This is a genomic window from Rhizobacter sp., from assembly GCA_021153565.1.
GTDB lineage: Bacteria > Pseudomonadota > Gammaproteobacteria > Burkholderiales > Burkholderiaceae_C > Albitalea.
Map to the genome: position 1 here is coordinate 1 of JAJKJU010000348.1, position 24,437 is coordinate 24,437.

At 61.9% G+C, this 24,437-nt stretch carries 28 protein-coding genes, 1 tRNA gene and 1 pseudogene; 4 read left to right on the forward strand and 26 right to left on the reverse strand.

The window, feature by feature from the left end; all coding sequences use genetic code 11:
* Positions 1-338 precede the first annotated feature (338 nt).
* The 6 genes and pseudogenes from AC30NL_RS21335 to petA form a co-directional block, all read right to left on the reverse strand.
* Positions 339-414: transfer RNA gene (locus AC30NL_RS21335), tRNA-Thr, on the reverse strand.
* An 85-nt stretch (positions 415-499) separates the two neighbouring features.
* Positions 500-1,069 (reverse strand): ClpXP protease specificity-enhancing factor, encoded by a 570-nt coding sequence (locus AC30NL_RS21340; protein ID WP_489465990.1) that lies wholly within the window; start codon positions 1,067-1,069, stop codon positions 500-502.
* Between the two features lie 24 nt (positions 1,070-1,093).
* A complete protein-coding gene (locus AC30NL_RS21345) occupies positions 1,094-1,705 on the reverse strand; it encodes a glutathione S-transferase N-terminal domain-containing protein (RefSeq protein ID WP_489465991.1) in 612 nt (203 codons plus the stop codon).
* Between the two features lie 120 nt (positions 1,706-1,825).
* Positions 1,826-2,593: a cytochrome c1 gene (locus tag AC30NL_RS21350; protein WP_489465992.1), complete on the reverse strand. Its 768-nt coding sequence runs from the start codon at positions 2,591-2,593 to the stop codon at positions 1,826-1,828.
* A 23-nt stretch (positions 2,594-2,616) separates the two neighbouring features.
* A complete protein-coding gene (locus tag AC30NL_RS21355; protein WP_489465993.1) occupies positions 2,617-4,050 on the reverse strand; it encodes a cytochrome b in 1,434 nt (477 codons plus the stop codon).
* 21 nt (positions 4,051-4,071) lie between these two features.
* Positions 4,072-4,680: pseudogene (petA, locus tag AC30NL_RS21360) on the reverse strand (ubiquinol-cytochrome c reductase iron-sulfur subunit).
* Between the two features lie 230 nt (positions 4,681-4,910).
* Between petA and mscL the strand changes: the two are divergent.
* Positions 4,911-5,321 (forward strand): large conductance mechanosensitive channel protein MscL, encoded by a 411-nt coding sequence (mscL, locus tag AC30NL_RS21365; RefSeq protein ID WP_489465994.1) that lies wholly within the window; start codon positions 4,911-4,913, stop codon positions 5,319-5,321.
* 115 nt (positions 5,322-5,436) lie between these two features.
* A complete protein-coding gene (locus AC30NL_RS21370; RefSeq protein ID WP_489465995.1) occupies positions 5,437-7,986 on the forward strand; it encodes a DUF1631 family protein in 2,550 nt (849 codons plus the stop codon).
* On the opposite strand, the gene pdxA is transcribed toward AC30NL_RS21370, so the two are convergent.
* Entirely contained in the window at positions 7,964-9,016 is a 1,053-nt protein-coding gene (pdxA, locus tag AC30NL_RS21375) for a 4-hydroxythreonine-4-phosphate dehydrogenase PdxA (protein WP_489465996.1), read from the reverse strand. The genes AC30NL_RS21370 and pdxA overlap by 23 nt on opposite strands.
* A 95-nt stretch (positions 9,017-9,111) precedes the next feature.
* Entirely contained in the window at positions 9,112-9,861 is a 750-nt protein-coding gene (locus AC30NL_RS21380) for a Nif3-like dinuclear metal center hexameric protein (protein WP_489465997.1), read from the reverse strand.
* Positions 9,862-9,874: 13 nt separating this feature from the next.
* Between AC30NL_RS21380 and AC30NL_RS21385 the strand changes: the two genes are divergently transcribed.
* On the forward strand, positions 9,875-11,044 hold the full coding sequence (locus AC30NL_RS21385) for a S1C family serine protease (RefSeq protein WP_489465998.1): 1,170 nt from the start codon (positions 9,875-9,877) through the stop codon (positions 11,042-11,044).
* Between the two features lie 169 nt (positions 11,045-11,213).
* On the opposite strand, the gene tatC is transcribed toward AC30NL_RS21385, so the two are convergent.
* From tatC to argB, 12 genes are all read right to left on the reverse strand, one after another.
* Positions 11,214-11,999 (reverse strand): twin-arginine translocase subunit TatC, encoded by a 786-nt coding sequence (tatC, locus tag AC30NL_RS21390; RefSeq protein WP_489465999.1) that lies wholly within the window; start codon positions 11,997-11,999, stop codon positions 11,214-11,216.
* Positions 12,000-12,002: 3 nt separating this feature from the next.
* Positions 12,003-12,485: a Sec-independent protein translocase protein TatB gene (gene tatB / locus AC30NL_RS21395; protein ID WP_489466000.1), complete on the reverse strand. Its 483-nt coding sequence runs from the start codon at positions 12,483-12,485 to the stop codon at positions 12,003-12,005.
* 56 nt (positions 12,486-12,541) lie between these two features.
* Complete coding sequence (gene tatA / locus AC30NL_RS21400; RefSeq protein ID WP_489466001.1) at positions 12,542-12,778, reverse strand: Sec-independent protein translocase subunit TatA; 237 nt, start codon at positions 12,776-12,778, stop codon at positions 12,542-12,544.
* A gap of 97 nt (positions 12,779-12,875) precedes the next feature.
* Positions 12,876-13,220: a histidine triad nucleotide-binding protein gene (locus tag AC30NL_RS21405; RefSeq protein ID WP_489466002.1), complete on the reverse strand. Its 345-nt coding sequence runs from the start codon at positions 13,218-13,220 to the stop codon at positions 12,876-12,878.
* A gap of 15 nt (positions 13,221-13,235) precedes the next feature.
* Entirely contained in the window at positions 13,236-13,610 is a 375-nt protein-coding gene (locus tag AC30NL_RS21410) for a DUF4870 family protein (RefSeq protein WP_489466003.1), read from the reverse strand.
* On the reverse strand, positions 13,607-13,954 hold the full coding sequence (locus AC30NL_RS21415) for a phosphoribosyl-ATP diphosphatase (protein ID WP_489466004.1): 348 nt from the start codon (positions 13,952-13,954) through the stop codon (positions 13,607-13,609). The genes AC30NL_RS21410 and AC30NL_RS21415 overlap by 4 nt, the downstream gene beginning before the upstream one ends.
* A complete protein-coding gene (gene hisI / locus AC30NL_RS21420; protein WP_489466005.1) occupies positions 13,951-14,340 on the reverse strand; it encodes a phosphoribosyl-AMP cyclohydrolase in 390 nt (129 codons plus the stop codon). The genes AC30NL_RS21415 and hisI overlap by 4 nt, the downstream gene beginning before the upstream one ends.
* 16 nt (positions 14,341-14,356) lie before the next feature.
* Positions 14,357-14,782 (reverse strand): NUDIX domain-containing protein, encoded by a 426-nt coding sequence (locus tag AC30NL_RS21425; RefSeq protein ID WP_489466006.1) that lies wholly within the window; start codon positions 14,780-14,782, stop codon positions 14,357-14,359.
* Positions 14,779-15,645: an ATP-binding protein gene (locus tag AC30NL_RS21430; protein ID WP_489466007.1), complete on the reverse strand. Its 867-nt coding sequence runs from the start codon at positions 15,643-15,645 to the stop codon at positions 14,779-14,781. Before AC30NL_RS21430 ends, AC30NL_RS21425 begins: the two co-directional genes overlap by 4 nt.
* Positions 15,646-15,839: 194 nt before the next feature.
* Positions 15,840-16,520 (reverse strand): nucleoid occlusion factor SlmA, encoded by a 681-nt coding sequence (gene slmA, locus AC30NL_RS21435; protein ID WP_489466008.1) that lies wholly within the window; start codon positions 16,518-16,520, stop codon positions 15,840-15,842.
* Positions 16,504-17,220, reverse strand: a complete 717-nt coding sequence (locus AC30NL_RS21440; protein ID WP_489466009.1) for a pyrimidine 5'-nucleotidase — start codon at positions 17,218-17,220, stop codon at positions 16,504-16,506. Before AC30NL_RS21440 ends, slmA begins: the two co-directional genes overlap by 17 nt.
* Before the next feature lie 268 nt (positions 17,221-17,488).
* Positions 17,489-18,418, reverse strand: coding sequence for an acetylglutamate kinase (gene argB / locus AC30NL_RS21445; protein WP_489466010.1), 930 nt, complete (start codon positions 18,416-18,418; stop codon positions 17,489-17,491).
* A gap of 174 nt (positions 18,419-18,592) precedes the next feature.
* Here argB and AC30NL_RS21450 point away from each other — a divergent pair, with 174 nt between their 5' ends.
* The gene (locus tag AC30NL_RS21450) at positions 18,593-19,222 is read left to right on the forward strand and encodes a PEP-CTERM sorting domain-containing protein (protein WP_489466011.1); all 630 of its coding nucleotides are present in this window, start codon (positions 18,593-18,595) and stop codon (positions 19,220-19,222) included.
* Here AC30NL_RS21450 and ruvC read toward each other — a convergent pair.
* The 6 genes from ruvC to dusB form a co-directional block, all read right to left on the reverse strand.
* Complete coding sequence (ruvC, locus tag AC30NL_RS21455; protein WP_489466012.1) at positions 19,216-19,767, reverse strand: crossover junction endodeoxyribonuclease RuvC; 552 nt, start codon at positions 19,765-19,767, stop codon at positions 19,216-19,218. The two genes, AC30NL_RS21450 and ruvC, sit on opposite strands and share 7 nt — an antisense overlap.
* A gap of 177 nt (positions 19,768-19,944) precedes the next feature.
* Positions 19,945-20,913, reverse strand: coding sequence for a phosphatidate cytidylyltransferase (locus tag AC30NL_RS21460; protein WP_489466013.1), 969 nt, complete (start codon positions 20,911-20,913; stop codon positions 19,945-19,947).
* A complete protein-coding gene (locus AC30NL_RS21465; protein WP_489466014.1) occupies positions 20,913-21,530 on the reverse strand; it encodes a lysophospholipid acyltransferase family protein in 618 nt (205 codons plus the stop codon). Before AC30NL_RS21465 ends, AC30NL_RS21460 begins: the two co-directional genes overlap by 1 nt.
* 2 nt (positions 21,531-21,532) lie before the next feature.
* Positions 21,533-23,113: a bifunctional phosphoribosylaminoimidazolecarboxamide formyltransferase/IMP cyclohydrolase gene (gene purH, locus AC30NL_RS21470; RefSeq protein WP_489466015.1), complete on the reverse strand. Its 1,581-nt coding sequence runs from the start codon at positions 23,111-23,113 to the stop codon at positions 21,533-21,535.
* A gap of 5 nt (positions 23,114-23,118) precedes the next feature.
* Complete coding sequence (locus tag AC30NL_RS21475) at positions 23,119-23,355, reverse strand: Fis family transcriptional regulator (protein WP_489466016.1); 237 nt, start codon at positions 23,353-23,355, stop codon at positions 23,119-23,121.
* Complete coding sequence (gene dusB, locus AC30NL_RS21480) at positions 23,352-24,392, reverse strand: tRNA dihydrouridine synthase DusB (RefSeq protein ID WP_489466017.1); 1,041 nt, start codon at positions 24,390-24,392, stop codon at positions 23,352-23,354. The genes AC30NL_RS21475 and dusB overlap by 4 nt, the downstream gene beginning before the upstream one ends.
* Positions 24,393-24,437 lie beyond the last annotated feature (45 nt).

Below are 24,437 nucleotides of genomic sequence, written 5' to 3' on the forward strand. Positions count from 1 at the left end.
ATGCCCGCTCATCACGCCAAAAGCCCCCTGCTCGTCGTTGCAAATGCTCGCCATAGCCAAGCTATGGCTGCGCTTTGCGCCTAGATCAGGCGCCTTTTGACATGCTGCTCGGACACGTTCGAAATACTCTCAGCACTCTCAGTGCTCGCCAGCCGGCATCTTTCGATGCGCCGTCGTCCTGTCGATACCGAGGTGCGCGCACCATGAATTTGACGCGCGGATTCAGCAGCGCGTCTTTGGCCGCGGCCCAGACGTTGAAATAAATCCGGGCGTATTGACAGCGAACATACTCGCAGCCTCTCGACCCTTGTGATGGATGAGAAGCAGGACAAACGCTATGGTGCCGGCTATCCGAATCGAACGGATGACCTTCCGCTTACAAGGCGGGTGCTCTACCAGCTGAGCTAAGCCGGCGCTGTTTCGGCAGGTGCCGAAACAGGGGGAACTGGAGTGGGGCGCAGTATAAGCCGCAGGAGAAGAACCGCCCGGGCCGCGGGAACTACTTGACTCGCTTGAGGGCCGGCCGACCGCCGGTGGGCGGCTCGGGTGGCTCGGGCGGGGTGTTGTCCCGGGTCTGCGCGTCGCCGGCGGCGGAGTCGGAATCGCTTCCGGACTCCGTGGGCTTGGCCCGGTCTGCCAAGGCGAGCTTCGGGCCCTTGCCAACTGACGCCCCGGAAGTGCTGCTGGACGCGGACTCTGGCGCCGGTGCCGGCGTCATACCGGCCGTCACATCGGTGGGCACCGGGAAGGCCATGCCCTGTCCGTTTTCACGCGCATAGATCGCAATCACATGATCCACGGGCACGATGATTTCACGCGAGGTGCCCCCGAAGCGTGCCTTGAATTCAATCAGCTCATTGCCGAGCTTCAATGCCGTCGTAGCCTCGAAGCCAATATTGAGCACGATCTCATTGTTCTTCACGTATTCGTTGGGCACCTGAACACCCGCGTCGACGAACACCGCCACGTAGGGGGTGAAGCCGTTGTCGGTACACCAGTCGTGCAGCGCCCGGATGAGGTACGGGCGTGTCGAGGTACCGGCGTTGGTCGGTGCGGTGGGCAGCGTCATGCGAGTGCAAGTCTTGATTGCGGGTTACTTACGCATCACCTTTTCGGAAGGCGTGAGCGCTTCGATGTAGGCCGGGCGCGAAAAGATCCGTTCGGCGTACTTCAAGAGCGGCACGGCATTCTTGGACATGTCAATTCCGTAGTAGTCGAGGCGCCAAAGGAGCGGCGCGATCGCCACGTCGAGCATCGAGAAGTCGTCGCCCAGCATGTACTTGTTCTTGAGGAAGATCGGCGCGAGTTGGGTCAGGCGATCGCGGATCTGCGCGCGGGCCCTTTCAAGCTGCTTGTCGGTGGGCTTGATGCCGCGCGACTCAAGGATGTTCACGTGTGCGAACAACTCCTTCTCGAAGTTCAGCAGGAAGAGGCGCACACGGGCGCGCGCCACCGGGTCGCCCGGCATCAGCTGCGGATGCGGGAAGCGCTCGTCGATGTACTCGTTGATGATGTGGGACTCATACAGGATGAGGTCACGCTCGACGAGGATGGGCACCTCGTTGTACGGATTCATCAGCGCGATGTCTTCGGGTTTGGCGAAGAGGTCGACGTCGCGAATCTCGAAGTCCATGCCCTTTTCGAACAGCACGAAGCGGCAACGGTGCGAGTAGGGGCAGGTAGTTCCGGAGTAAAGCACCATCATGGGCGTGGGGCTCCTTTGAAAGGCAGGAGGTCAGAAAGCAAGAACGCAGTGAATTGCCCGCTGAGGCCCGACACTGCGCGGTGAGTCCGCGGCCCAGTCAGGCTGCGGACGCGTCAAGGATCACTTCACGTCTTTCCAGTAGCTGGCGTTCAGCCGCCATGCAATCACAGTGAACACGGCCAGGAACATCAGCACCCAGACGCCGAGGCGTACCCGCTGGCCTTGCACCGGTTCGGCCATCCAGGCCAAGTAGGCGACGAGGTCGGCAACGGCTTCATCGTATTGACGCGCGTCGAGCTTGCCCGGCGTCATTTGCTCGTACCCCACGAACCGGTGCGCCGTCTTGGCCTCGTCGTGCGGATCTTTCACCTCAATGAACTTCGCCGTGCGCTGGCCTTGCAGTTCCCATAGGGCATGCGGCATTCCGACATTCGGAAACGCGAGGTTGTTCCAGCCGGTCGGCTTGGTTTCATCGCGGTAGTACGAACGCAGGTAGGTGTAAAGGTAGTCCGGGCCGCTACCGGCTCCGCCGGAACGCGAACGTGCAATGACCGACAGGTCGGGTGGAACGGCGCCGAACCATTCTTTCGCCTGCTTCGAATCGAGCGTGGTCTTCATGACCTCGCCGACTCGGTCACCGACGAAGAGCATGTTCTTCTTGATCTGTTCCTCAGTAAGGTCAAGATCGCGCAGTCGGTTGTAGCGCATGAATGCCGCACTGTGGCAGTTCAGGCAGTAGTTAACGAAGAGCTTGGCACCGTGCTGCAGCGCGGCGACGTCGGACATCTTTTCCTGGGGAAAGTGATCCCAGGGGATACCAGCTTCGTTGCCCGCGGCGCCGGAGACGCATCCGAGCACGAGCAGCAGGGAAAGGAGAAGTTTTTTCATTGTGTCGACTCCGGGGCGGCGCATCAGTGGGCGTGGTAGGTCACACGTTCCGGAACGGGCTTGAACTCGCCCAAGCTGCTCCACCAGGGCATCAGAATGAAGAAGCCGAAGTAGAAGAGCGTTCCCAACTGCGACACGTAGTTGCCGACTTCGGAAGGTGGTTGCACACCGAGATAGCCCAGGATCAGGAAGAAGATGACGAATACCAGGTACACGTACTTGTGCCAGCTCGGGCGGTAGCGGATCGACTTCACCTTGCTGTGGTCGAGCCAGGGCAGGAAGAAGAGGATGATTACCGCTCCGCCCATCACCACGACGCCCCAGAACTTCGCATCAAAACCGGCGAAGATCGCGAGGCCTGTGAATTTGAAGATGCCGAAGCCCGCAAGCAGGCCGAGTGTCACGGCCACGATGATGACCTTCGCGGACGTGGAGAACTTTCCGCGAATGACCGCCCAGGCCGCAGCGCCCACGGCGATGACAGCGAGGATCTGCAGCATCAGGTCGGTCGTCGCGCGCAGCATCGAATAGAACGGCGTGAAGTACCACACCGGGGCGATGTGAGCCGGCGTCTTCAGCGGATCGGCCGGAATGAAGTTGTTGTACTCGAGGAAGTAGCCGCCGAACTCAGGCGCGAAGAACAGGATCGCGCTGAATGCCATCAGGAACACGCTCACACCGAAGATGTCGTGCACCGTGTAGTACGGATGGAAGGGGATGCCGTCGAGCGGTCGGCCGAGCGCGTCCTTCTTCGACTTGATTTCGACCCCGTCGGGGTTGTTCGAGCCCACCTCGTGCAGCGCGATGATGTGTGCAACAACCAGGCCCAGCAGCACCAGGGGCACAGCGATGACGTGGAAGCTGAAGAAGCGGTTCAGCGTGGCATCGGAGACGACGTAGTCGCCGCGGATCAACAAGGCCAGGTCAGGACCGACGAAAGGCACGGCGGCAAACAGGTTCACGATCACCTGCGCGCCCCAGTAGCTCATCTGGCCCCAGGGCAGCAGGTAGCCCATGAACGCCTCGGCCATCAGGCACAGGAAGATCGCGCAGCCGAAGATCCAGACCAACTCGCGCGGCTTGCGGTACGAGCCGTACAGCAGCCCGCGAAACATGTGCAGGTAGACGACGATGAAGAACGCCGAGGCACCCGTCGAGTGCATGTAGCGGATCAGCCAGCCCCAAGGCACGTCGCGCATGATGTACTCGACCGAGGCGAACGCGAGGTTCGCATCGGGCTTGTAGTGCATCACCAGGAAGATGCCGGTGAGAATCTGGATCACCAGCACGAGCAGCGACAGCGACCCGAATATGTACCAGAAGTTGAAATTCTTCGGCGCGTAGTACTGGCCCACGTGCTCGTTCCACAGCTTGCTTGCCGGGAAACGGTTGTCGACCCAGTTCAGCAGCTTCTGCCCGGCGGTGGCATTGGCGGGTGCTTCTTTGTATTCAGCCATGTCGTGTTCTCTTGAAGATGCCTAGGCCTTCAGGCCGTCTTTGTCCTCGCCGATCAGCAGACGCGTCTCGGACAGGTACATGTGCGGTGGCACCTCGAGGTTGTCCGGCGCTGGCTTGTTCTTGTAGACACGGCCGGCCAAGTCGAAAGTGGAGCCGTGGCATGGGCACAGGAAGCCGCCGACCCAGTCGTCCGGCAGCGAGGGCTGCGGGCCGGGCGTGAACTTGTCGCTGGGCGAACAGCCCAGGTGCGAGCAGATGCCCACGGTGACAAGAATTTCGGGTTTGATGGAGCGGAACTAGTTGCGCGCGTAGCTCGGCGTGAGTTCGTCAGGCTTGCGCTGAGACTTGGGGTCGGCGAGCTGCGAGTCGACCTTGGGCAGGGCGTCGAGCTGTTCCTTGGTGCGTTTGACGATCCACACAGGCTTGCCGCGCCATTCGATGGTCATCTTCTCACCCGGCTTGAGGGCGCTGATGTCGACTTCGACGGGCGCACCAGCGGCGCGTGCGCGCTCGGACGGTTGGAAAGACGAGACGAACGGCACGGCGGCAGCTACGCCACCCACGACACCGGCACAGCTTGACGCGATGAGCCACGTGCGTTTGCCGTTATCGACTGGCTTGTCACTCATGAGAATCCTCGAAAGAGACTTTTTGTATTCAGGGGCAACCCGCGATTCTAACGGACGCGTCAAGAGGGTCTCTTGCGGGGAAATTGATTGACGCCGTTCCGCCGCCCGGTGACCGCAGAAAGCACCCCGCACAAAGGCAGACTGACTCGGGTCAAGTCTGATGAATACTGATGGCGGCCGCCGCATGCCATGCTGCAGCGCACAAACTCAACAACAACCAGGAGAACGTGATGAGCTTTGCTTCCGAATTCAGGCAGTTTGCGATGAAGGGGAACGTGGTCGATCTCGCCGTCGGCGTGATCATCGGCGCGGCCTTCGGCAAGATCGTCGATTCGGTCGTCGGCGACCTGATCATGCCAGTCGTGAGCCGCGTCTTCGGTGGGCTCGACTTTTCGAGCTACTACCTCGCTCTCGCCGGGCAGCCCGCGGGATTGCCGCTGGCCGAAGCGAAGAAGCTCGGGGCGGTATTCGCGTACGGCAATTTTCTGACCGTGCTGGTCAACTTCATCATCCTCGCGTTCATCATTTTCCTGATGGTGCAGCAGATCAACCGACTGAAATCCAGTGCGCCGCCCGCCTCCGCAGCAACGCCCGAAGACATCCAACTGTTGAGGGAAATCCGCGATTCGCTGAAAAAGTGAGGAAAGTTCGCCGATTACGGTGAATTTTGGCCAGCCCATTTGGGCCCATACTTGAAGGCCCGAAGGAGAAATTCTGCTCGGGTGATGCGTTGCGAGTGAGCGGCCAGAGTCCCCGATGAACCCGAGCGAATTCCGATTGCCAGCCGCCTTGGAGGCGGCTGCAGCCCACGTGAAAGCCACCACCCAGGCAGTGGCGGAGCGCGTGGCCACGGGGCTTGGAACCCAGGCGCAATCGGCCACCCGTATCATGGAACGCGATCTGATTCTTGCCATGCAGATCGACCTGCGCAAGAAGATGAATACCTTCCACCTGTCGTTCGGCAAGCAGCTCATGGACAAGGTGCAGGAAGAAGTGGCGCCGCGCCAAGACCCGCGGCGCAAGTTCTCAGGCGACTGGCAGACGCTTACCCTGGTCGAAGACCACGAGGTCGAGGAGCGCATGTTCTCCGACCGCATCAGCCAGCAGATTGCGCACGCCTGCGAGTGGGAGCTGCGCGAATTGGCCGCCTACATGGGCTCGCTGCTCAACCTCGGTCGCGCGGACGAAGACCGCAACCCCTTGCGTCCCGAAGTGCTCGGCATGGCCTTGTTCCGCGCCATTGAATCGGTGACCAACGACACCGACGGCCGCAAGCTGCTTGCGCGCGAATTCGGCCAGGCAATGTCGCAGGACATGCCGCAGTGCTACACCGAGATCGTGCGCGATCTGCAGAACCGTAGTGTGCAGCCGGTGGGCCTTACGCTCAAGACGGTCGCAGGACCGGGCCATGGCGCGAACTCCGGCTACGCGAGCATGCATGGCGACCTGACTTCCACCAACACGCGGCCTGATGAATTCCGCGGAACCCCACCGGCACAACATTCGCCATATTCGGCCACTACCGGTCACTCGGGTCATGGCGGGCGCCCCAGCCAGTCGGGTGGAAGCGGGTTCGGCAGCGGTGGTAGTGGCGGTAGCGGTTCGGCCATCGCTCAGCGCCCGTCCTCGGGCATCAGCGCCGAATCAGATGCGCAGCTCATGGCCTTGCTGCGCCGCCTCACCGTCCTGGCGAGCCGCCCCGGCAAACTCGACATCTCACAAACTACGCAGCCAGCGGGCCTCTCCGCGCATACCGGAAGCCGTCCCCGCGATTCCGGGATGGGCCTGCACGGCGCCATCGGCGCACTCGCCGCCGATCCAGGTGGCGTCGCCGCGAGCTACTCCGAGGGCCTCTCCGGCCTGATGGCGGTGAACCTCATCAAGGCACACCGCGACGAGCTGGTGCAAGCGTCCAGCGGCAAGCTCGATCACATGGTGATCGACGTCGTCGCCAGTCTTTTCGACCAGATTCTTTCCGACCAGAAAGTGCCGCCGCAAATGGCGCGGCAGATCGCGCGCCTGCAGTTGCCGGTACTGCGCGTGGCGTTGGCTGATTCGACCTTCTTCTCGTCGCGCCGCCACCCGGTGCGCCGCTTCGTCAACCGAATTGCGTCGCTGGCTTGCGCCTTCGACGATTTCAGCGATGGTCCGGGCAAGGAATTTCTCGACCGGGTGAAGAGTCTGGTGCAGGAAATTGTCGAAGGCGACTTCGATCAGGTCGACCTGTACGCGGCCAAGCTCACCGACCTCGAAAGCTTCATTTCGAACCAGGCCGAAGGCACTGCCCAGGCGAGCGGCGCGGCCAAGATGCTCGAGACGAAGGAGTCGGAGCTTCGCATCCAGCAGCGCTATATGCTGCAGCTCAGTTCGGCGCTCGGAAGCATCAGCATGCCCGAGTACCTGAGCGAATTCGTGACCCAGGTCTGGAGCCAGGCGCTGGTTTTTGCAAACCGCCGCCACGGCGTCGATTCGGACATATCCAGGCGCTTCCGCATGGCCGGGCGCGACTTGGTGATGAGCGTGCAGCCCAAGGGCTCGCCGATGATGCGCAAGCGTTTCCTCATGCAGCTTCCCACGCTCATGAAGGACCTGAACGAGGGCCTGAAGCTCATCGGATGGCCGGAAGCCGCGCAGAAGGATTTCTTCGGCAAGCTGCTGCCCTCGCACGCGGAGTCGCTGAAGGCGCCGTCGATGACCGAGCTCGAACACAACCTGCTCGCCAAGCAGCTTGAGGGCATTTTCAATAGCGGGGTGCCTGGCGCGCACGAGTTCTCAAAGGCGGAACCGGTCACGTTCGAATCGCAGGAGATTGAGCAACGATTCACGCCGGACGAAGCCGAGAAGGTGGGCTTGGTCGAGGAAAGTGCGATCGACTGGTCGGGCGAGGTCGACATCGACCTCAGTGCCGATGCCGGGGACACGGTGCCTGGCGCCGCAGACACGACCGACAGTGCGCCGCTCGACTTGGGCATTGACATCAATCTCGATCTGGTCGCGCCGGACCCGGCCGAGCCCACGCACGGCGCGCGGCTCATCGACCACATCCGCGTGGGCTTCGCGTACCAGATGTTGCTGAAGGACCAGTGGCAGAAGGTACGGCTCAACTACGTGAGCCCGGGGCGCAGCTTCTTCGTATTCACACGTGGACGGAAGCACCAGGAAACGATTTCACTCACGGCCCGCATGCTGTTGCGCATGTGTGAGAGCAATCGGCTGCAGTCCGTGGAGCAGGCGTACCTGATGGAGCGCGCGACTGCGCGCGCGCGGCGACAGTTGGCGGCGCTCAAGGCCCCGTCGAAGCATTGACCGACGACAGACTCCTGGCCATTCGCACGGCAGCGGCCAAGCTCGATTCATCAGCCCTGCCCGTCCCCGCAATGTCGAACGCAGTCCCGTGATCCGGGCTCGTTCGCACGAACGGCAATCCCAGGGTCACGTTCACGCCGTTTTCCACACCCAGATACTTCACCGGAATCAACCCGTGGTCGTGCGTCATCGCGACGACGATGTCGAATTCACCGGGATGCCCCTCGACGTTGCGCGCACGCATGAAGACAGTGTCAGGCGCATAGGGGCCGCTTGCATCGATGCCATCGGCGCGTGCCGCGGCAATCGCCGGCGCGATGACCTCGATCTCTTCAGTGCCGAAAAGGCCACCCTCACCCGCATGCGGATTGAGCCCGGCCACGGCGATTCGCGGCGCGGCCATGCCCCATTGCCTGGCCGCACGATGCGCAATGCGGATCGTGTCGAGCACGGCATCGAATGTCACCGCATCGATGGCGCTTCTGAGGGACATGTGGATGGTTACGAGCACCGTGCGCAACTCGTCGTTGGCAAGCATCATGCGCACTGGGGCCATGTGCTCGTCTTCGGCAGCGAGCGATTGCAGCATCTCGGTATGGCCCGGAAAGCCCACGCCCGCTGCTGACAAGGCCTCCTTGTGAATGGGCGCAGTGACGATGCCGGCGACCTCGCCGCGCATCGCCATTGCCGTGGCTTGGGCTATGCACGCTGCGGCGGCAGCGCCCGCTCGTGCATCGATGTGGCCCACAGGTGCCTCGATCAAGTCGGGCGGCATTTGCATCGCTTGCAGGACAGGAATGCAATTCGGAGGCACGTAAAGCGCGTCCTCGCTGGAAGTGATGACAAGCACCGGCAGCATGCCCCCCGTCATCCCCGCGGCACGGCGCATCACGGCCACGTCCGCGATGACGAAGCAGCCAGCTGCCTCAGCGCAGCGAAAGAACTTGGCAATGATTTCCGGTCCGATGCCGCACACATCACCCTGGGTGATTGCCAATGGACGACATGTCGGAGCTGAAGGATCGTTCATGCCGTCATTGTGGCGGGTCCTCTTCATCCAGGCGGCGTGGCTGGCAGGGATGCACTGTGGTTCTGAGCACATTCACGCAAGCTCGGAGCCACTGATCAAGCCGGATTGTCGATGTCGATGAACTGATGCGCGATGCCGAATCGTTGCGCCACATGGCCGGCCACCGCCGGAGCGCCGAATCGTTCGCTCGCGTGGTGGCCACAGGCGATGAAGGCAACGCCGGTTTCGCGGGCGTAATGCGCCTGAGGCTCCGAGATTTCGCCCGTGATAAAGGCATCGGCGCCAGCAGCGATCGCGCCCTCGAAATAGCCCTGCGCGCCGCCGGTGCACCACGCAATGCGCTTGAGCGTGCGGCCGTTGCCAGGCACGCTCGTGACGCTGCGCCCGAGTTGCTTCGCCACGCGCTCAGTCAGTTCGTCGAACGACAGCGGCAACGGGGCATTGCCGATGAATCCCAGGTCTTGCTCGCCGAAGCGCGCATCCGCCACGAGCGACAGCCGCAAGCCCAACTGCGCGTTGTTACCGAGATCAGGATGCGCGTCCAGCGGCAAGTGGTAGGCGAAGAGGTTGATCTGGTGCGCAAGCAGCAACTCGATGCGCTGCTTCATCCACCCAGTGATGCGCCCGTCCTGCCCGCGCCAGAAGAGTCCATGGTGAACGAGGATGGCATCAGCCTTCGCGGCGATCGCCGCCTCGATCAGCGCGCGGCTCACTGTCACGCCCGAAACGATGCGATGAACCTCGGGCTTGCCCTCCACCTGCAAACCGTTCGGCCCATAATCTCGAAACCGCCCCACGTCCAGCAACGTATGAAGGTACGACTCGATTTCGGTTCGTGAGGACACTCGGACTCCATTCATGCGCAAGACCTGGCTCATTTTCTCTCAAGCGGTCACCGTGGCGGTGGCGGTGCTGTTCGTCGTCGCGACGCTCAAGCCGGAGTGGCTGCAAAAGCGCACCGCGTCCGGCTTGCCTGGCGGCGTCTCGATCAATGCGGTGCAACCGGTTTCGCTCGGCGGGGCACTGCCTTCACCCAACAGCTACGCCGCTGCGGCCAAGCGTGCAACGCCCGCTGTGGTGAGCATCACCGCCAGCAAGGCGCCACCGCGCAATCCGCATTCGAGCGATCCATGGTTCCAGTTCTTTTTCGGTGACCGCGCGCGTCAGCTTCAGCAGGAGCCGCAAGTCGGCCTCGGGTCCGGGGTAATCGTTTCGGCAGACGGCTACCTGCTTACAAACAATCACGTCATCGAAGGCGCGGACGAGATCGAGGTGCAGCTCAGCGACGGGCGCCGCGCAAAGGCCAAGACGGTGGGCGCCGACCCCGAAACGGACGTGGCGGTGCTCAAGATCTCACTCGACAAGCTGCCCGTCATCACCTTCGGCAACACCGACGCCGTGCAGGTGGGCGACGTGGTGCTCGCCATCGGCAACCCCTTCGGCGTGGGTCAGACGGTGACCTCGGGCATCGTGAGCGCGCTCGGGCGCAACCAGCTCGGCATCAACACCTTCGAGAACTTTATCCAGACTGATGCCGCAATCAACCCCGGCAACTCTGGCGGCGCGCTGGTGGATGCGAGCGGCAATCTGCTGGGCATCAACACCGCGATCTACTCTCGCAGCGGCGGCAGTCTCGGCATCGGGTTCGCAATCCCCGTGAATACGGCACAACTCGTGATGGAAGGCATCATCAGGGACGGGCAAGTCACGCGCGGGTGGATCGGTGTCGAGCCGCGAGACCTCACTCCGGAAATCGCCGAGACCTTCAATTTGCCGATCAAGGAAGGCGTGTTGATCACGGGGGTGCTTCAGGAGGGCCCTGCCAGCGCGGGTGGAATGAAGCCGGGCGACGTGGTGACCAAGGTGGCCAATGTTCCCATCAGCAACACGTCGCAGCTGCTCACCGCAGTGGCCGCACTCAAGCCGAAGACACCCGCAGTGATTGCGGTGCAGCGAGGTGACAAGGCAATCGAATTGAAAGTGACAGTCGCGCAACGGCCGAGAACGCCGATGCTGCGGGAACGCTGATTCTTCGAACGTCGGGACGAAGATCCCGGCGAATGCCGGATTGCGTCAACCCTAAGGATTTGGCCCGGAATAAGTTTCCGTTTTGGGGGCGCTGAGCGGGATGCGATGCAAGGCGCTCCGAGCGCCGTGTGGCGAGCCACACAAGTGAGGAGCAACGCCGCAGCGCGCCCTAAGGCGCCGACGTGTCTTCTTCCGGCTTCGTGGTCTGCTTGACGAAAATCTGTGCCGCCCAGATGCCCGCCTCGTACAGCAGGCACATCGGTATGGCGAGCGCCAGTTGCGACACCACGTCCGGCGGAGTGATCACCGCGGCGATGATGAACGCGAGCACGATGAAATAGCTGCGAAAGCCCTTGAGCTGCTCCAGCGTCACCAGCCCCACGCGCACCAGCAAGATCACCACGATCGGCACCTGGAAGGCGAGCCCGAAAGCGATGTACAGCCCGAGGATGGTCTCCACATACGACGCAATGTCAGGCGTCGCCTGTACCGTTTCGGGCGTGAACTTCTGGATGAAACCGAACATGCGGTCCAGCACGAAAAACTGGACGAAGGCGATGCCCGAATACGCCAGCAGGCTGCCGAACACGATCAGCGGCAAGCCGAAACGCTTTTCGTGGCTGTACAGCCCTGGCGCAATGAAAGCCCAGGCCTGATAGATCAACCACGGCAGCGACAACAGCACCGCCGCCATCACCAGCACCTTGAGCGGAATGAAGAAGGGCGAGAAGACGCCCGTCGCAATCAACTGCTTGGTGCCGGGCGGCATGTGGTTGCGAATCGGAATCGCAAGCCAGTCGATGAGCTGACTGGGGCCGGGCCATGCAGCCAACAGCGCAATCGCAATGACCAGTCCGTAGAGCGCCTTGATCATGCGGTCGCGCAGCTCGACCAGGTGCGCGACAAAAGGCTGCTCAGTGCCCTCGAGTTCGTCGGGGCCGGGGTTGGAACTCATGCGTCAGGAACCGATGCGAGGTGGACGAAAGCGCGCGACACGCGCTGCGCCCGACTGGGCCTTGCCGCGGATGCCGTGGCGCTGCTTGTACCACTGGGGCATGGCACCGCGCTTCAATCGCCAGTTCTTTTTAGGATGCTTGTAGGTTGGGGTGGGCGTCCACCCGTCGTGAATGTTTTCGTACGAAGACGAGAGCGGATCGGCATCTGCCCAGCTCTTCTCGAGTTCGGCCGAGGTCTGGTGGATTTCGCTGGCCACCGTTCGCTCGACGTTGCGCGCGGCGTCCTCGAACTGACCCTTCATCTTCTTGAGCTCTTCGAGCTCGATGGAGCGATTGACTTCGGCCTTCACGTCGGCGACGTAGCGCTGCGCCTTGCCCAGCAGGTGCCCCACGGTGCGCGCCACGCGCGGCAGACGCTCGGGACCGAGCACGATAAGAGCGACCGCGCCGATGAGCGCGATCTTGTCGATGCCGAAGTCGATCATGGGCTAGGGCCTGTTAACACTAAAGCCCTGGACGCCTTGCGAGCGTTTCACCTCGATCACGACTTGTTCTTCGCTTCGACGTCCACCGTGTTCGCGTCGGTGGCCTTGGGCATGTTCGCCGTCACTTGGGCGGGCGGACCGTCGACACTGGCTGCGCCGTCCTTCATGCCGTCCTTGAAGCCCTTGACAGCCCCGCCGAGGTCTTGCCCGATGTTCTTTAGCTTCTTGGTGCCGAACACCAGGACCACGATCAGCAGCACGATGAGCCAGTGCCAAATACTCAAGCCACCCATGATCTATCTCCTAACGACGTATGGGGCAATTTTAGGTCACAGGGGGATGCCAGCCGCCTCCGAAGGGCAGAAGCGAAGCGACGTGGGAGTCAACATTTCATCCCTTGGCCCACGGACGCGGACCGCCAAAGACGTGCATATGCAGGTGATACACCTCCTGCCCGCCGTCCGGCCCGGTGTTAATGCTGGTGCGATAACCATTTGTCACACCCAAATCCTTCATCAGCTTGGGCGCGAGCAAGAGCATCTTGCCGAGCCACTTTTCATGCGATGCATCGACGTCGGACAGGCTCGCGACGTGGACCTTGGGCACGATGAGCACATGCACCGGCGCCCAGGGGTGGATGTCGTGGAAGGCGAGAAGTTCATCGTCTTCGTACACCTTTCGGCTGGGAATCTGGCCGGCGACGATCTTGCAAAAAACGCAGTTCGGGTCTGACATGGCGGTATCAGCCTCTCAGGTCGGTGGTACTGGCATGGGGCGGCCTTCGGTGAAGGTCCACCAGCCGCGAATGAAACGGTAGAGGTACCAAAGGCCGATCAAGGTGTAGGCGAACATGCCTGGGAAAAACAGCACAAACCAGAGCGGCGCAGCAAGCACGAGCCACAGTATGGTGAACCAGAAGCTGCGCGCCTGCCAGCGGAAATGGCTGCGGAAGAAGTCATCCGGCAACTCGGGCCGCTTGATGTAGTTCAGCATCATTGCAATGACCGAAAAAATTCCCGCAGAGAACCACGACGCCGTGTGCAGTCCGTACATCACGTGCGTGAGCAGCGCCAGATTGGCCCGCTCCTGCGATGGCCCAGAGGGCGTGGGAATCACTTCGTTCATCCACCTTCCCCTTCACGCCGGATGGCCTTGCGCGCGGCGAATTCTTCCAAGCCCGACAGCCCTTCGCGACGCTCCAGTTCGGCAAGCACGTCCGCCGGTGTCAGGCCAAAGGCGCTAAGCGCGAGCATCGAGTGAAACCACAGGTCGGCCACTTCGTAGACAAGCTTCTGTTTGTCGCCGTCCTTGGCGGCCATCACAGTTTCGCACGCTTCTTCGCCGATCTTTTTCAAGATGGCGTCGGTGCCCTTGTGAAACAGGCGCGCAACATAGCTTTTGTCAGGGTCGCCGGACTTTCGGCTTTCGATAACCTGCGCAAGCCGCGCCAGCGTGTCGTTTGAAGTCATTTGTAGATGCGCTCCGGGTCTTTCAAGACTGGCTCGACGGTGTGCCAGGCACCGTCTTTGTAAAGCTGAAAGAAGCAGGAATGGCGGCCGGTGTGGCAGGCAATGCCTGGGGTGTGCCCGAGTTGCTCGACTTTCATGAGCACAACGTCGTTGTCGCAGTCAAGCCGCAGTTCATGCACCTTCTGAATATGGCCAGATTCTTCGCCCTTGTGCCACAGCCGATTGCGCGAGCGGCTGAAATACACGGCTTCACCGAGTTCAGCGGTCTTGGCGAGGGCTTCGCGGTTCATGAAGGCGAACATCAGCACGTCGTTGGTGCCGATTTCCTGAGCGATGGCAGGGACCAGCCCCTGGGCGTCCCATTTGACTTCGTCTAGCCAATTCATCGGGTCAGTGTAGCAATCACCCCTTGTGCGTCGCACCACTGAACCCACGCTCCGAAGCGAACCATTCGAGGACCGGCACGGTACCGGGCAGCACAGGAACGACCTCGACCGGCAGGTTCTGCCACGCCATCGCCTGCTGCTCGCGCATTTCTAACTCGCCATCCCATTCGTAGACCTTGCAGAAATGCAGACGCACCAGAGCGTGGGGGTAGTCCATCATCTCGACCTTCCACGGATGAGCGGGGCCGATGGTGATTCCGAGTTCTTCATGGAGTTCGCGCCGCAGCGCTTCCTCTACCGACTCGCCGGCTTCGAGCTTTCCTCCCGGGAATTCCCAATAGCCCGCATAGACTTTGCCTTCGGGCCTGGAGGTGAGCAGGAATCGTTCGTCGCCATCGATCAGGACGCCGACCGCGACGTCCACGGGTTTGCGCTCGCTCATGAGTGATGCCGCCCGGAATAGTCCTTGGCGAACTGGAAAGCAACCCGTCCCGATCGGGACCCTCGCTCAAGCGCCCAGACCAGACTCTCCTGCCTGGCCGCCACGATGGCCTCTTCGCTCACCCGGAAACCACGCAGCCACTCGGCCACGATGGAGAGGTATTCCGCTTGGCTGAACGGGTAGAAGCTGATCCACAGCCCGAAGCGCTCTGAAAGCGAGATCTTCTCTTCCACCATCTCGCCCGGATGCACTTCGCCATCCTCGGTGTGCTGGTAGGTGAGGTTCTCCTTCATGTACTCGGGCAGGAGATGACGGCGGTTGCTTGTGGCGTAGATGAGCAAGTTTTCAGACGCCTGGGAAACTGATCCGTCGAGCACCGACTTGAGCGCCTTGTAGCCTGCCTCACCCTCGTCGAAGCTGAGATCGTCGCAGAAGACGATGAAGCGCTCCGGACGCTCGGCGATGAGGTCGACGAGGTCGGCCAAGTCGACCAGATCGGCCTTGTCGACTTCGATCAAGCGCAGTCCCTTGGGGGCGAATTCGTTGAGGCAGGCCTTGATCAGCGAACTCTTGCCCGTGCCTCGCGCGCCCGTCAGCAGCACGTTGTTGGCGCCGTGGCCTTCGACGAATTGCAAGGTGTTGCGCAGCAACCTTTCCTTTTGCGGCTCGACCTCGCGCAAGTGCTCGAGGCGGATTGGGGCGACGTGCTTGACGGGTTCGAGCCGACCCGATCCGCCGCACTTGCGGTAGCGAAAGGCGATGGACGCCGACCAGTCAGGCGAGGCGAGCGGATGTGGCAGCACGGCTTCAAGTCGAGAGATGAGCCTCTCGGCACGGGTGAAGAAAGAATCGATATCAGGCATGGCGGGAGTTTATGGGCAGCTCATACCTCGGCGACGTGGTCGTCCGCCAGCGCAAAGACGCGATCACCCTCTCTCATCAGCCACCAGCAGAGTGCGGAAATCTCTGAGGAAGGCCGCCTTCTCAGGCAGCAGCGTCAGGACATGACCGCCGACGGTGAGTGTCACCATTCAGTCGATGCTATGACCCCGTCGGATCAAGGGACCATCAATCGCAGCGCAGCGTCCAGGAATTCAGTCGGCGCACGCTTGAATCCCGAGCGCGCGTAGCGCTGGAGACGCCCGACAGCGAACGCGGTCAGCACCGAGGCCTGAGCATTGGCATCGACGGTCGGAGTCGCCGACCCAGCCGCTTCGGCGGCGACTCGCAGGCTCTGGCGCAGCTGCGATTCGATGCGGTCGAAGAACTGGTTCATACGGGCCAGCAACCGATCGTTTTCGAACACCAGCGCATCACCCACCATCACGCGGGTCATGCCAGGGTTCTTTTCACCGAATTGCAGCAGCACTGCGAGGATCTTTTGCGCCTGAACGGAACCAACTTCCTCATGTTCGATGATCTGGTTGGCGAGCGTGAACACGCTTTGCTCGATGAACTCGATCAGCCCCTCGAACATCTGTGCCTTGCTTGCAAAGTGGCGATACAGGGCCGCTTCGGACACATCCAGCTTGCTGGCCAGCGCCGCGGTGGTGATACGGTCGGCACCCGGCTGTTCGAGCATGGAAGCCAGCGTTTGCAAAATCTGCACGCGGCGCTCACCCGGCTTGGGACGCTTTCGCCCCCCCGCCGGACCCGTGACCACGCTCGCAGCGATCTCAGCGCCTGTGACGTTCACAGGGACGGTGTCTTCGGGTGTGTGCTCAGTCTGAGTTGTCATCGCGAATGCACCAAATCGAGCGCAAAGCTTGTATCCGGTTGATTCTGGCACACACATATGCAGGCTTAGGGCAAGGGTGAATGCCAACTTTTATGCATTCGCCCGGGGCGTGAATTGCGGCACGAAGGTAACGTTGCATCCAGACCGTGCGCATCCCGACTCGACGGGCGGAACGCTGATGATCCAACGTGTCCTCGACCAGTACGCATCGGCTCGGGCGGGTCTTGAGCCGCGCCGCAACGTGGCGAAGCATGCGCGCGTCGGGTTTGGGCCGATGCTGGCTGAACATCGTCATGTCATCGATGCTGATGATTCCGTCGAACAGGCCGGTCAGTCGCAAGGTGTCAAGCACCCGCAGCGTGTACGAGCGCGGCGCGTTGGTCAGGATGAACTTGCGCCCCGGCAGGCGCTTCAGTGCGGCGCGATCATGCGCGCTCATGCGCAGGCGTTGCTCCAGGCCGGGCAACTGATGAGTCTCTTCAAGAAAGTGCGATGCCTTCACGCCGTGGTGCCTGACCAGACCGAGCAGCGTCGCCCCATAGCGCTTCCAGTACTGCAGCCGCAAGGCGTTGGCGTCCACCGCGGGCATTTCCAGATGCTCCACGATATATGCCGTCATCGCCTCCGTAGTTGGGCCGAAGGCGGCGTACGAGGCATCGTGAAGGGTGTTATCGAGGTCGAACAGCCAGGTCGTCGGCAAATTGTGGTGCTCGAAAGCTTCAAAGCCCCAATCGAACCAATAGGACAGCCCGAAGCAGAAGCGCCAGCGACTGCAACATCAAGCCACGCCCGCGGATCCGGCTCTGCCGGTCCGCCAGGTGGCGCCCCTTGGGGGCAGGAGCGCCAGCGACTGGGGGGCCCAATCCACGCCCGCGGATCCGGCTCTGCCGGTCCGCCGGGTGGCGCCCCTTGGGGGCAGGAGCGCCAGCGACTAGGGGGCCCAATCCACTGGGGGGCCCAATCCCTTTTCAATGTGAACGGATCATGGTGCCATAGGCCTGCTCGGTCAGGACTTCCAGCAGCATCGCGTGCGGCACGCGGCCGTCGATGATGTGTACCGTGTTGACCCCGTTCTTCGCCGCGTCGAGCGCCGACGAGATCTTGGGCAGCATGCCGCCCGAGATCGTGCCGTCTGCGAACAGCTCATCGATCTCGCGCGCCGAGAGATTGGTGAGCAGGTTGCCCTGCTTGTCGAGCACACCCGAGATGTTGGTGAGCATCATCAACTTCTCTGCCTTGAGCACCTCGGCCAGCTTGCCTGCCACCACGTCGGCGTTGATGTTGTAGTTTTCATTGTTGCCGCCGAATCCGAGGGGCGAAATGACTGGGATGAACTGGTCGTCCTGCAGCGCCTTCACCACCGCCGGGTCAATGGACTCGATCTCGCCGACTTGGCCAACGTCGTGTTCCTTGGTCGGGTCATTCTTGTCGAGCATCTTGAGCTTGCGGGCGCGGATCAATCCGCCATCACGACCCGTGAGGCCCACTGCCTTGCCGCCAGCCGCGTTGATCAGACCGACGATGTCTTGCTGCACCTGGCCTGCGAGCACCCATTCGACGACTTCCATGGTTTCATCGTCCGTGACCCGCATTCCCTGGATGAAGGTGCCCTTCTTGCCGACCTTGGCCAGCGCCTCGTCGATCTGCGGGCCGCCGCCGTGCACCACCACCGGGTTCATGCCCACGAGCTTGAGCAGCACCACGTCTTCAGCGAAATCCTGTTGCAAGCCCGGGTCGGTCATGGCGTTACCCCCGTACTTGATGACGATGGTCTTGCCGTGAAAGCGCCGGATGTAGGGCAGCGCCTCCGCCAAGATCTCCGCCTTGTCGCGAGGTGCGATGTGGCTCAGGTCCGGGGACGTAGGATGCGGAGGGAAGGCGGGAGGCTCGGCGCTCATTGAAAGAAATCCTTTAAGGGAAGCCGTGGAGACGACCATCGAACGAAATTGTAGAGGGCAGGCGACGCCATTGTGGATGGGCGTCTGGCGGCGACGCCACCCCCCCATCAAGGTGAAGTCCGCCGAGAAGGTTCTCCTATACTCCGCGCCCCATAACACTCAGGAGGATTATTGATGCGTGCTCTCTTGGCAGCCCTGCTGCTGACCTGCTCGATCGCCCAAGCCGGAACATTCAGCGTCAGCGTGACGAGTCCCAGCTTGCAACTTCGCGACCTCGATCCGAACGACGGTGTGACGCCGGAGCTCACGCTCCTTTTCGGCACCTCCCTCGCCGACTGGAACACGCCCCATTTCTGCGGCGGTGAATTCTGGTCGAACTACAGCCACTCGACGTCATGCTCCATGGCGGGCCTCACGGGCACGCTGAGCGCGCACAGCGCCATTGAATGGAATGGCATCCTGACGGTAGACACCCACCTATTCAGGTCGTCGACCGACAATGAATACTTGACCATCCTTGGCGGCGGACACGGCCACACCGACACGGCCAGCAACTCACAGTTCGAATGGCCACCCTACCTACTCTTTGGCGATACCCACGAGTCAGAGGCCGTCTCCCTGTTCCTGCGCAATGACACCGATGCGCCGACGCATTTCGACATGGAACTCGGATTTAGGGCGATGGAGCAGAATTCGGACATCCCGCAACCCGTGCCGGAACCATCGACATACCTGTTGATGCTGGGCGGTCTTGCCCTGCTCCCGTTGGTGCGCCGCAGGCGCGCAGGAAATCGCAGTCAGTAAGTCCGGCCGCGCCGGTACTGGGCATGGGCCCGGCGCGCGAGCGTCGTGCCCTTTTGCATGGCGGCGAAGGATGAGCCCGCGTGCGCATGGCAAATGGCCAGACCCAAGGCATCGGCTGCATCCTTGCCCGGCAGGCCCGGCAGATTCAAAAGGCGCATCACCATTTCCTGCACCTGTTCCTTGCGGGCTTGGCCGTGGCCGACGATTGCCTTCTTCATCTGCAGCGCGGTGTACTCGGACACGTCCAAGTCGTTCGACACGAGTGCCGTGAGCGCCGCGCCGCGTGCCTGGCCGAGCATGAGTGTGGACTGAGGGTTCACGTTCACGAAGACGATCTCCACGGCCGCGCAAGTCGGTCGGTAGCGGCCGGTGACCTCGCGCACGCCGTCGAAAATGATCTTGAGTCGGGCCGGCAATTGGCCGATGTCGACAGCATCAGTCTTGATCGTGCCGCTGGCAACGTAGTGCAAGTGCGCGCCCTCTGTTTCAACGACACCGAAGCCGGTGGTTCGTAAGCCTGGGTCGATGCCGAGAATGCGCGTCACCTGATCGACCTCGAACGAGCAATTACAAAATCTGATGGATGAACGCGACCATATGAGGCGCAAAGTGCAGCCATGGCCGGGCTATGGCGAGCATTTGCAACGACGAGCAGGGGTCTTTTGGCGTGATGAGTGGGCATGATCGAAAAACTCTGCCTTTCAGTGCACCCGGGCAAAGAATCAAAGTCCAAAGTACCAGCGCACGGCGTGAAAAAACACCGGCGCCGAAAAGCACAACGGCGCAACCCGATCCAGCAACCCCACCGCGCCCGTGACCGAGGCCTTGCCACCCCAGCTTCTCACCCCTGCATCACGCTTGAGCGCCTTCATCACGAACTCGCCCAACGTACCCGTCCCACCGGCGATGAGACCCATCACCAAGGCAGGAATCGGCTTGAACGGCGTGGCCCAGTAGAGCAATGCACCCACGAACGCTGCCACACCCGCCCCGATGGCCCAGGCTCGCCATGAGAACGATCGGCTGATCGCGCGAGCAACCGGCCGGCGGCGAAGGCGGCGCGTGGCGAACTCCTGCGCAATCTGAGCGCAAGCAACAACGACGACCAGGTAGAAGACAAGGAAGGCGCCCCGCCCCTCGTATTCGGGCAGATCAATCAGCAGCAGGGCCGGCGCATGGCTCATGCCGTAGATGCAGACCATGATTCCCCACTGAATCTTCGATGTGCGCTCCAGAAATCGCTGCGGATCGTTGCCGATAGCGCTGATCACCGGAATTGCGAAGAACACGTAGACCGGAATGAACACCGTAAAGAGATCGAGTCTCTGGCTTCCCGCGAGCACGAACTGGAAGGGCAACACGAAGAAGAACGCCAGCAAGAGGCCGCGGTGATCGGCTCGTCGCGTTTGCGTGAGCGTGATGAATTCGCGGAAGGCGATGAAAGACACGAGGCCGAAGAGCAGGGTCGCAACGATGGCGCCGAGCACCCATGAAATCCAGAAGATCACTGCACCCCACCACACCGCGCGCAGGTCACGCTTGAACTGCTCGTGGCGTTCTTGCAGCTCAGGCGATAGATCGCGAATCGTGCGGCCCACTTCAACGATCGTGACCAGCGCGAGGACGCCGAAGAGCGCGAGGAACAGCAGGCCCACCTGCTGGGTGATGTTCAAGTCCCGAAGCGCGCCCATCAGCGGATGCTCCTCAGCGCCAGCACCGCATCGCGAGCGCGTGCAAGGAAGATGCGCTTGTCTTCACCCCGTTCGAGTTGAATTGGCGCGCCGAAGGTCACCGAGCAGAGGATGGGCACCGGCACCACTTCTCCCTTGGGCATGACACGCTGCACGTTGTCGATCCAGGCGGGAACGAGTTGTACATTCGGGAATTGCTCGGCGAGGTGATAAAGCCCCGACTTGAAAGGCATCGGGTCGCCCTTGTTGCCGCGTGTGCCTTCGGGAAAGATCACGAGCGAGTCGCCATGGCTCAAGGCTTCGACGAGGGGCTCGAGCGGATCCTGGTCGTCAATGCGCTGGCGCGAGACGTAGACGGCGTTGAAGATTTCCCGGGTGATCCAGTGTTTGAGCTTGCTGGACGTCCAGTAGTCACGAGCGGCGATAGGCCGTGTGATGGAGCGCAAGTCGCTCGGCAAGGCCGCCCAGATCAATACCCAGTCGAAGTGGCTCTGGTGGTTGGCGAAGTAGATGCGCTGTTCAGCCTTGGGCGGGCAGCCGTACCAGTGGCCCTGTGCGCCAGTGATGAGGCGGGCGAGGAATGCGAGAAAAAGACCGGCTGCCTCAGGAAGTTTCATCCTCAGTGCCTGAAGTGCCGGACGCCGGTCAGGACCATCGCAATGCCGCGCTCGTTCGCTGCAGCGATCACTTCATCATCGCGCACGCTGCCGCCCGGCTGAATCACGCAAGTGGCGCCCGCTTCGCACACCACATCCAACCCATCGCGGAACGGGAAGAAGGCATCGCTCGCCACCGCCGACCCCTTCAACGACAAGCCGGCATTCTCTGCCTTGATGCTCGCGATACGCGCCGAGTCGATGCGGCTCATCTGCCCCGCGCCGACGCCTAACGTCATTTCACCGCCACAGAAGACGATGGCGTTGCTCTTCACGTACTTCGCGACCTTCCACGCAAAAAGCATGTCGTTCATCTGCGCTTCGCTCGGCAGCAGCGTCGTCACGACCTTCAGTTCTCCCGCTTGCACTTCGCGGTTGTCGGCCGTCTGGATCAACAGGCCCGAACCCACGCGCTTCACGTCCTGCGCATTGCGGCCCTGGTCCCACGCCGTCGCGCCGCCCTTGGGCAAAGCGATCTGCAGCACGCGCGTGTTGGCCTTGGCGGCAAACACCAGCAAAGCTTCGGGCGTGAAGCTCGGGGCGATCAGCACTTCGACGAACTGCTTGGCAACAAGCTGCGCCGCAGTCGCGTCGAGTTCGCAGTTGAAGGCGATGATGCCGCCGAAGGCGGAGGTCGGGTCGGTCTTGAAGGCCTTGGCATAGGCCTCGGCCGGACCCGCGCCCATGGCCACGCCGCAGGGGTTGGCGTGCTTCACGATGACGCAGGCGGGCGTGTCGAAACTCTTTACGCATTCCCATGCGGCGTCGGCATCGGCAATGTTGTTGTACGAGAGTTCCTTGCCTTGCAATTGCTTGGCCGTGACCAGCGAGCCGGGAGCGGGATGCTGGTCGCGATAGAACGCTGCTGTCTGATGCGGGTTCTCGCCGTAGCGCAGGTCTTGCAGCTTGATGAAGCGGGCGTTGCTTTGCGCGGGGTATTCGCTACGCGTTCCGTCGACTTTCAGGGACGACAGATAGTCGCTGATCGCGCCGTCGTAATTGGAGATGCGATTGAAGGCCGCCACCGATAGCGCGAACTTGGTCGCCTGGGTCACGCTGCCCGACTCCTTCAGTTCCGCCAGCACCTGCGCGTACTGCGACGAGTCAGTGAGTACCGCCACGTCCTTCCAGTTCTTGGCGGCAGAGCGAACCATCGCTGGTCCGCCAATGTCGATGTTCTCAATTGCGTCTTCGAGCGTGCAGCCGGGCTTGGCCACGGTCGCTTCAAAGGGGTAGAGATTCACCACCAGCAAATCGATGGTGTCGATCCTGTGTTCCTTGATCGCCGCCATGTGCGCCGGCACGTCTCGGCGTGCGAGCAGGCCGCCATGGATCTTTGGATGCAAGGTCTTCACGCGCCCGTCGAGCATCTCCGGAAAGCCCGTGTGGTCGGCGACTTCGGTGACAGGCAGGCCCGCATCCGCCAGCAGCTTGGCGGTACCGCCGGTGGACAGGAGCTTTACGCCCAAGCCGTGCAGTTCACGTGCGAATTCGAGAACGCCGGCTTTATCGGAGACGGAGACAAGGGCGGTGAGTTGGGTCATTGGCGTCACGTGATCAATTTATGTTCGACGAGCTTGCGGCGAAGCGTGTTCCGGTTGATGCCGAGCCACTCCGCCGCACGGCTCTGGTTGCCTTCGGCATGTTTCATCACGACGTCGAGAAGCGGCTTCTCGACGACGTTGAAGATCATGTCGTACATCGCTGTCGGTTCTACACCGTGCAGGTCCTTGAAGTAGTTCTCCAGGCTGTCCCGGATGCACTCCTCGATGTGTTTCTTGCTCATGCTTGTTGTTTGATGACCGGTTCATTCGCTGCACCGGCAGAAGCGGGCAGCAGTAGATGCGTATCAGCGAGTTCGTCGAACCACTCAGTCACTGCGCGCACCTGGGCGTCGCACGATTCGAGCAGGTTCATCTCGGCGCAAAACGCTTCTCCTCCTGGCAAGGCGCGCACGGCCCACCCGATGTGCTTGCGTGCGGTGCGCACTCCGGCGTACTCCCCATAGAGGCCGTAGTGGTCCTCGAGGTGTTCGAGCAGCCAGCGCTTGGCTTGCACCACCTCGGGCGCGGCAAGGTGAACGCCCGTCGCGAGGAAGTGCGCGATCTCTCTGAATATCCACGGCCGGCCTTGCGCGGCACGGCCGATCATCACGGCGTCGGCACCAGTCAGGCGCAGCACCTCGCTTGCCTTTTCGGGCGAGTCGATATCGCCGTTGGCGACGACCGGGATGCGCAAGGCCGCCTTGACCGCTGCGATGGTGTCGTACTCGGCCATCCCCTTGTAGCCTTGTTCACGAGTGCGTCCATGCACGGTCACCATCGCAATGCCGGCACTCTCTGCCGCACGTGCGATGCGCACGGCGTTGCGCTGCGCATCGCACCAGCCTGTGCGCATCTTCAAGGTGACTGGCACGTTTCGGGGGGCGCATGCGGCCACCACCGCCTGGACGATTTCGACCGCCAGAGTCTCGTCCTGCATCAAGGCCGAGCCGGCCCACTTGTTGCAGACCTTCTTGGCCGGGCAGCCCATGTTGATGTCGATGATCTGCGCGCCGCGGTCGATGTTGTAGGCGGCGGCCTCGGCCATCATGGCGGCATCCGTACCGGCGATTTGCACGGAGATCGGTGCGACCTCGCCCTCATGGTTCGCGCGGCGGCTCGTCTTCAGGCTCGTCCACAAATCCTTGCGCGAGGTCACCATCTCGCTCACCGCATAGCCCGCTCCAAGGCGCTTGCACAACTGGCGAAAGGGCCGATCCGTCACCCCGGCCATCGGCGCGACAAAGAGGCTGTTCGCCAGCTCGATGTGGCCAATTTTCATAGGGAGTGGAAATGGAAGGGTGCTGAAAAAGGAGGCAGAAGTATA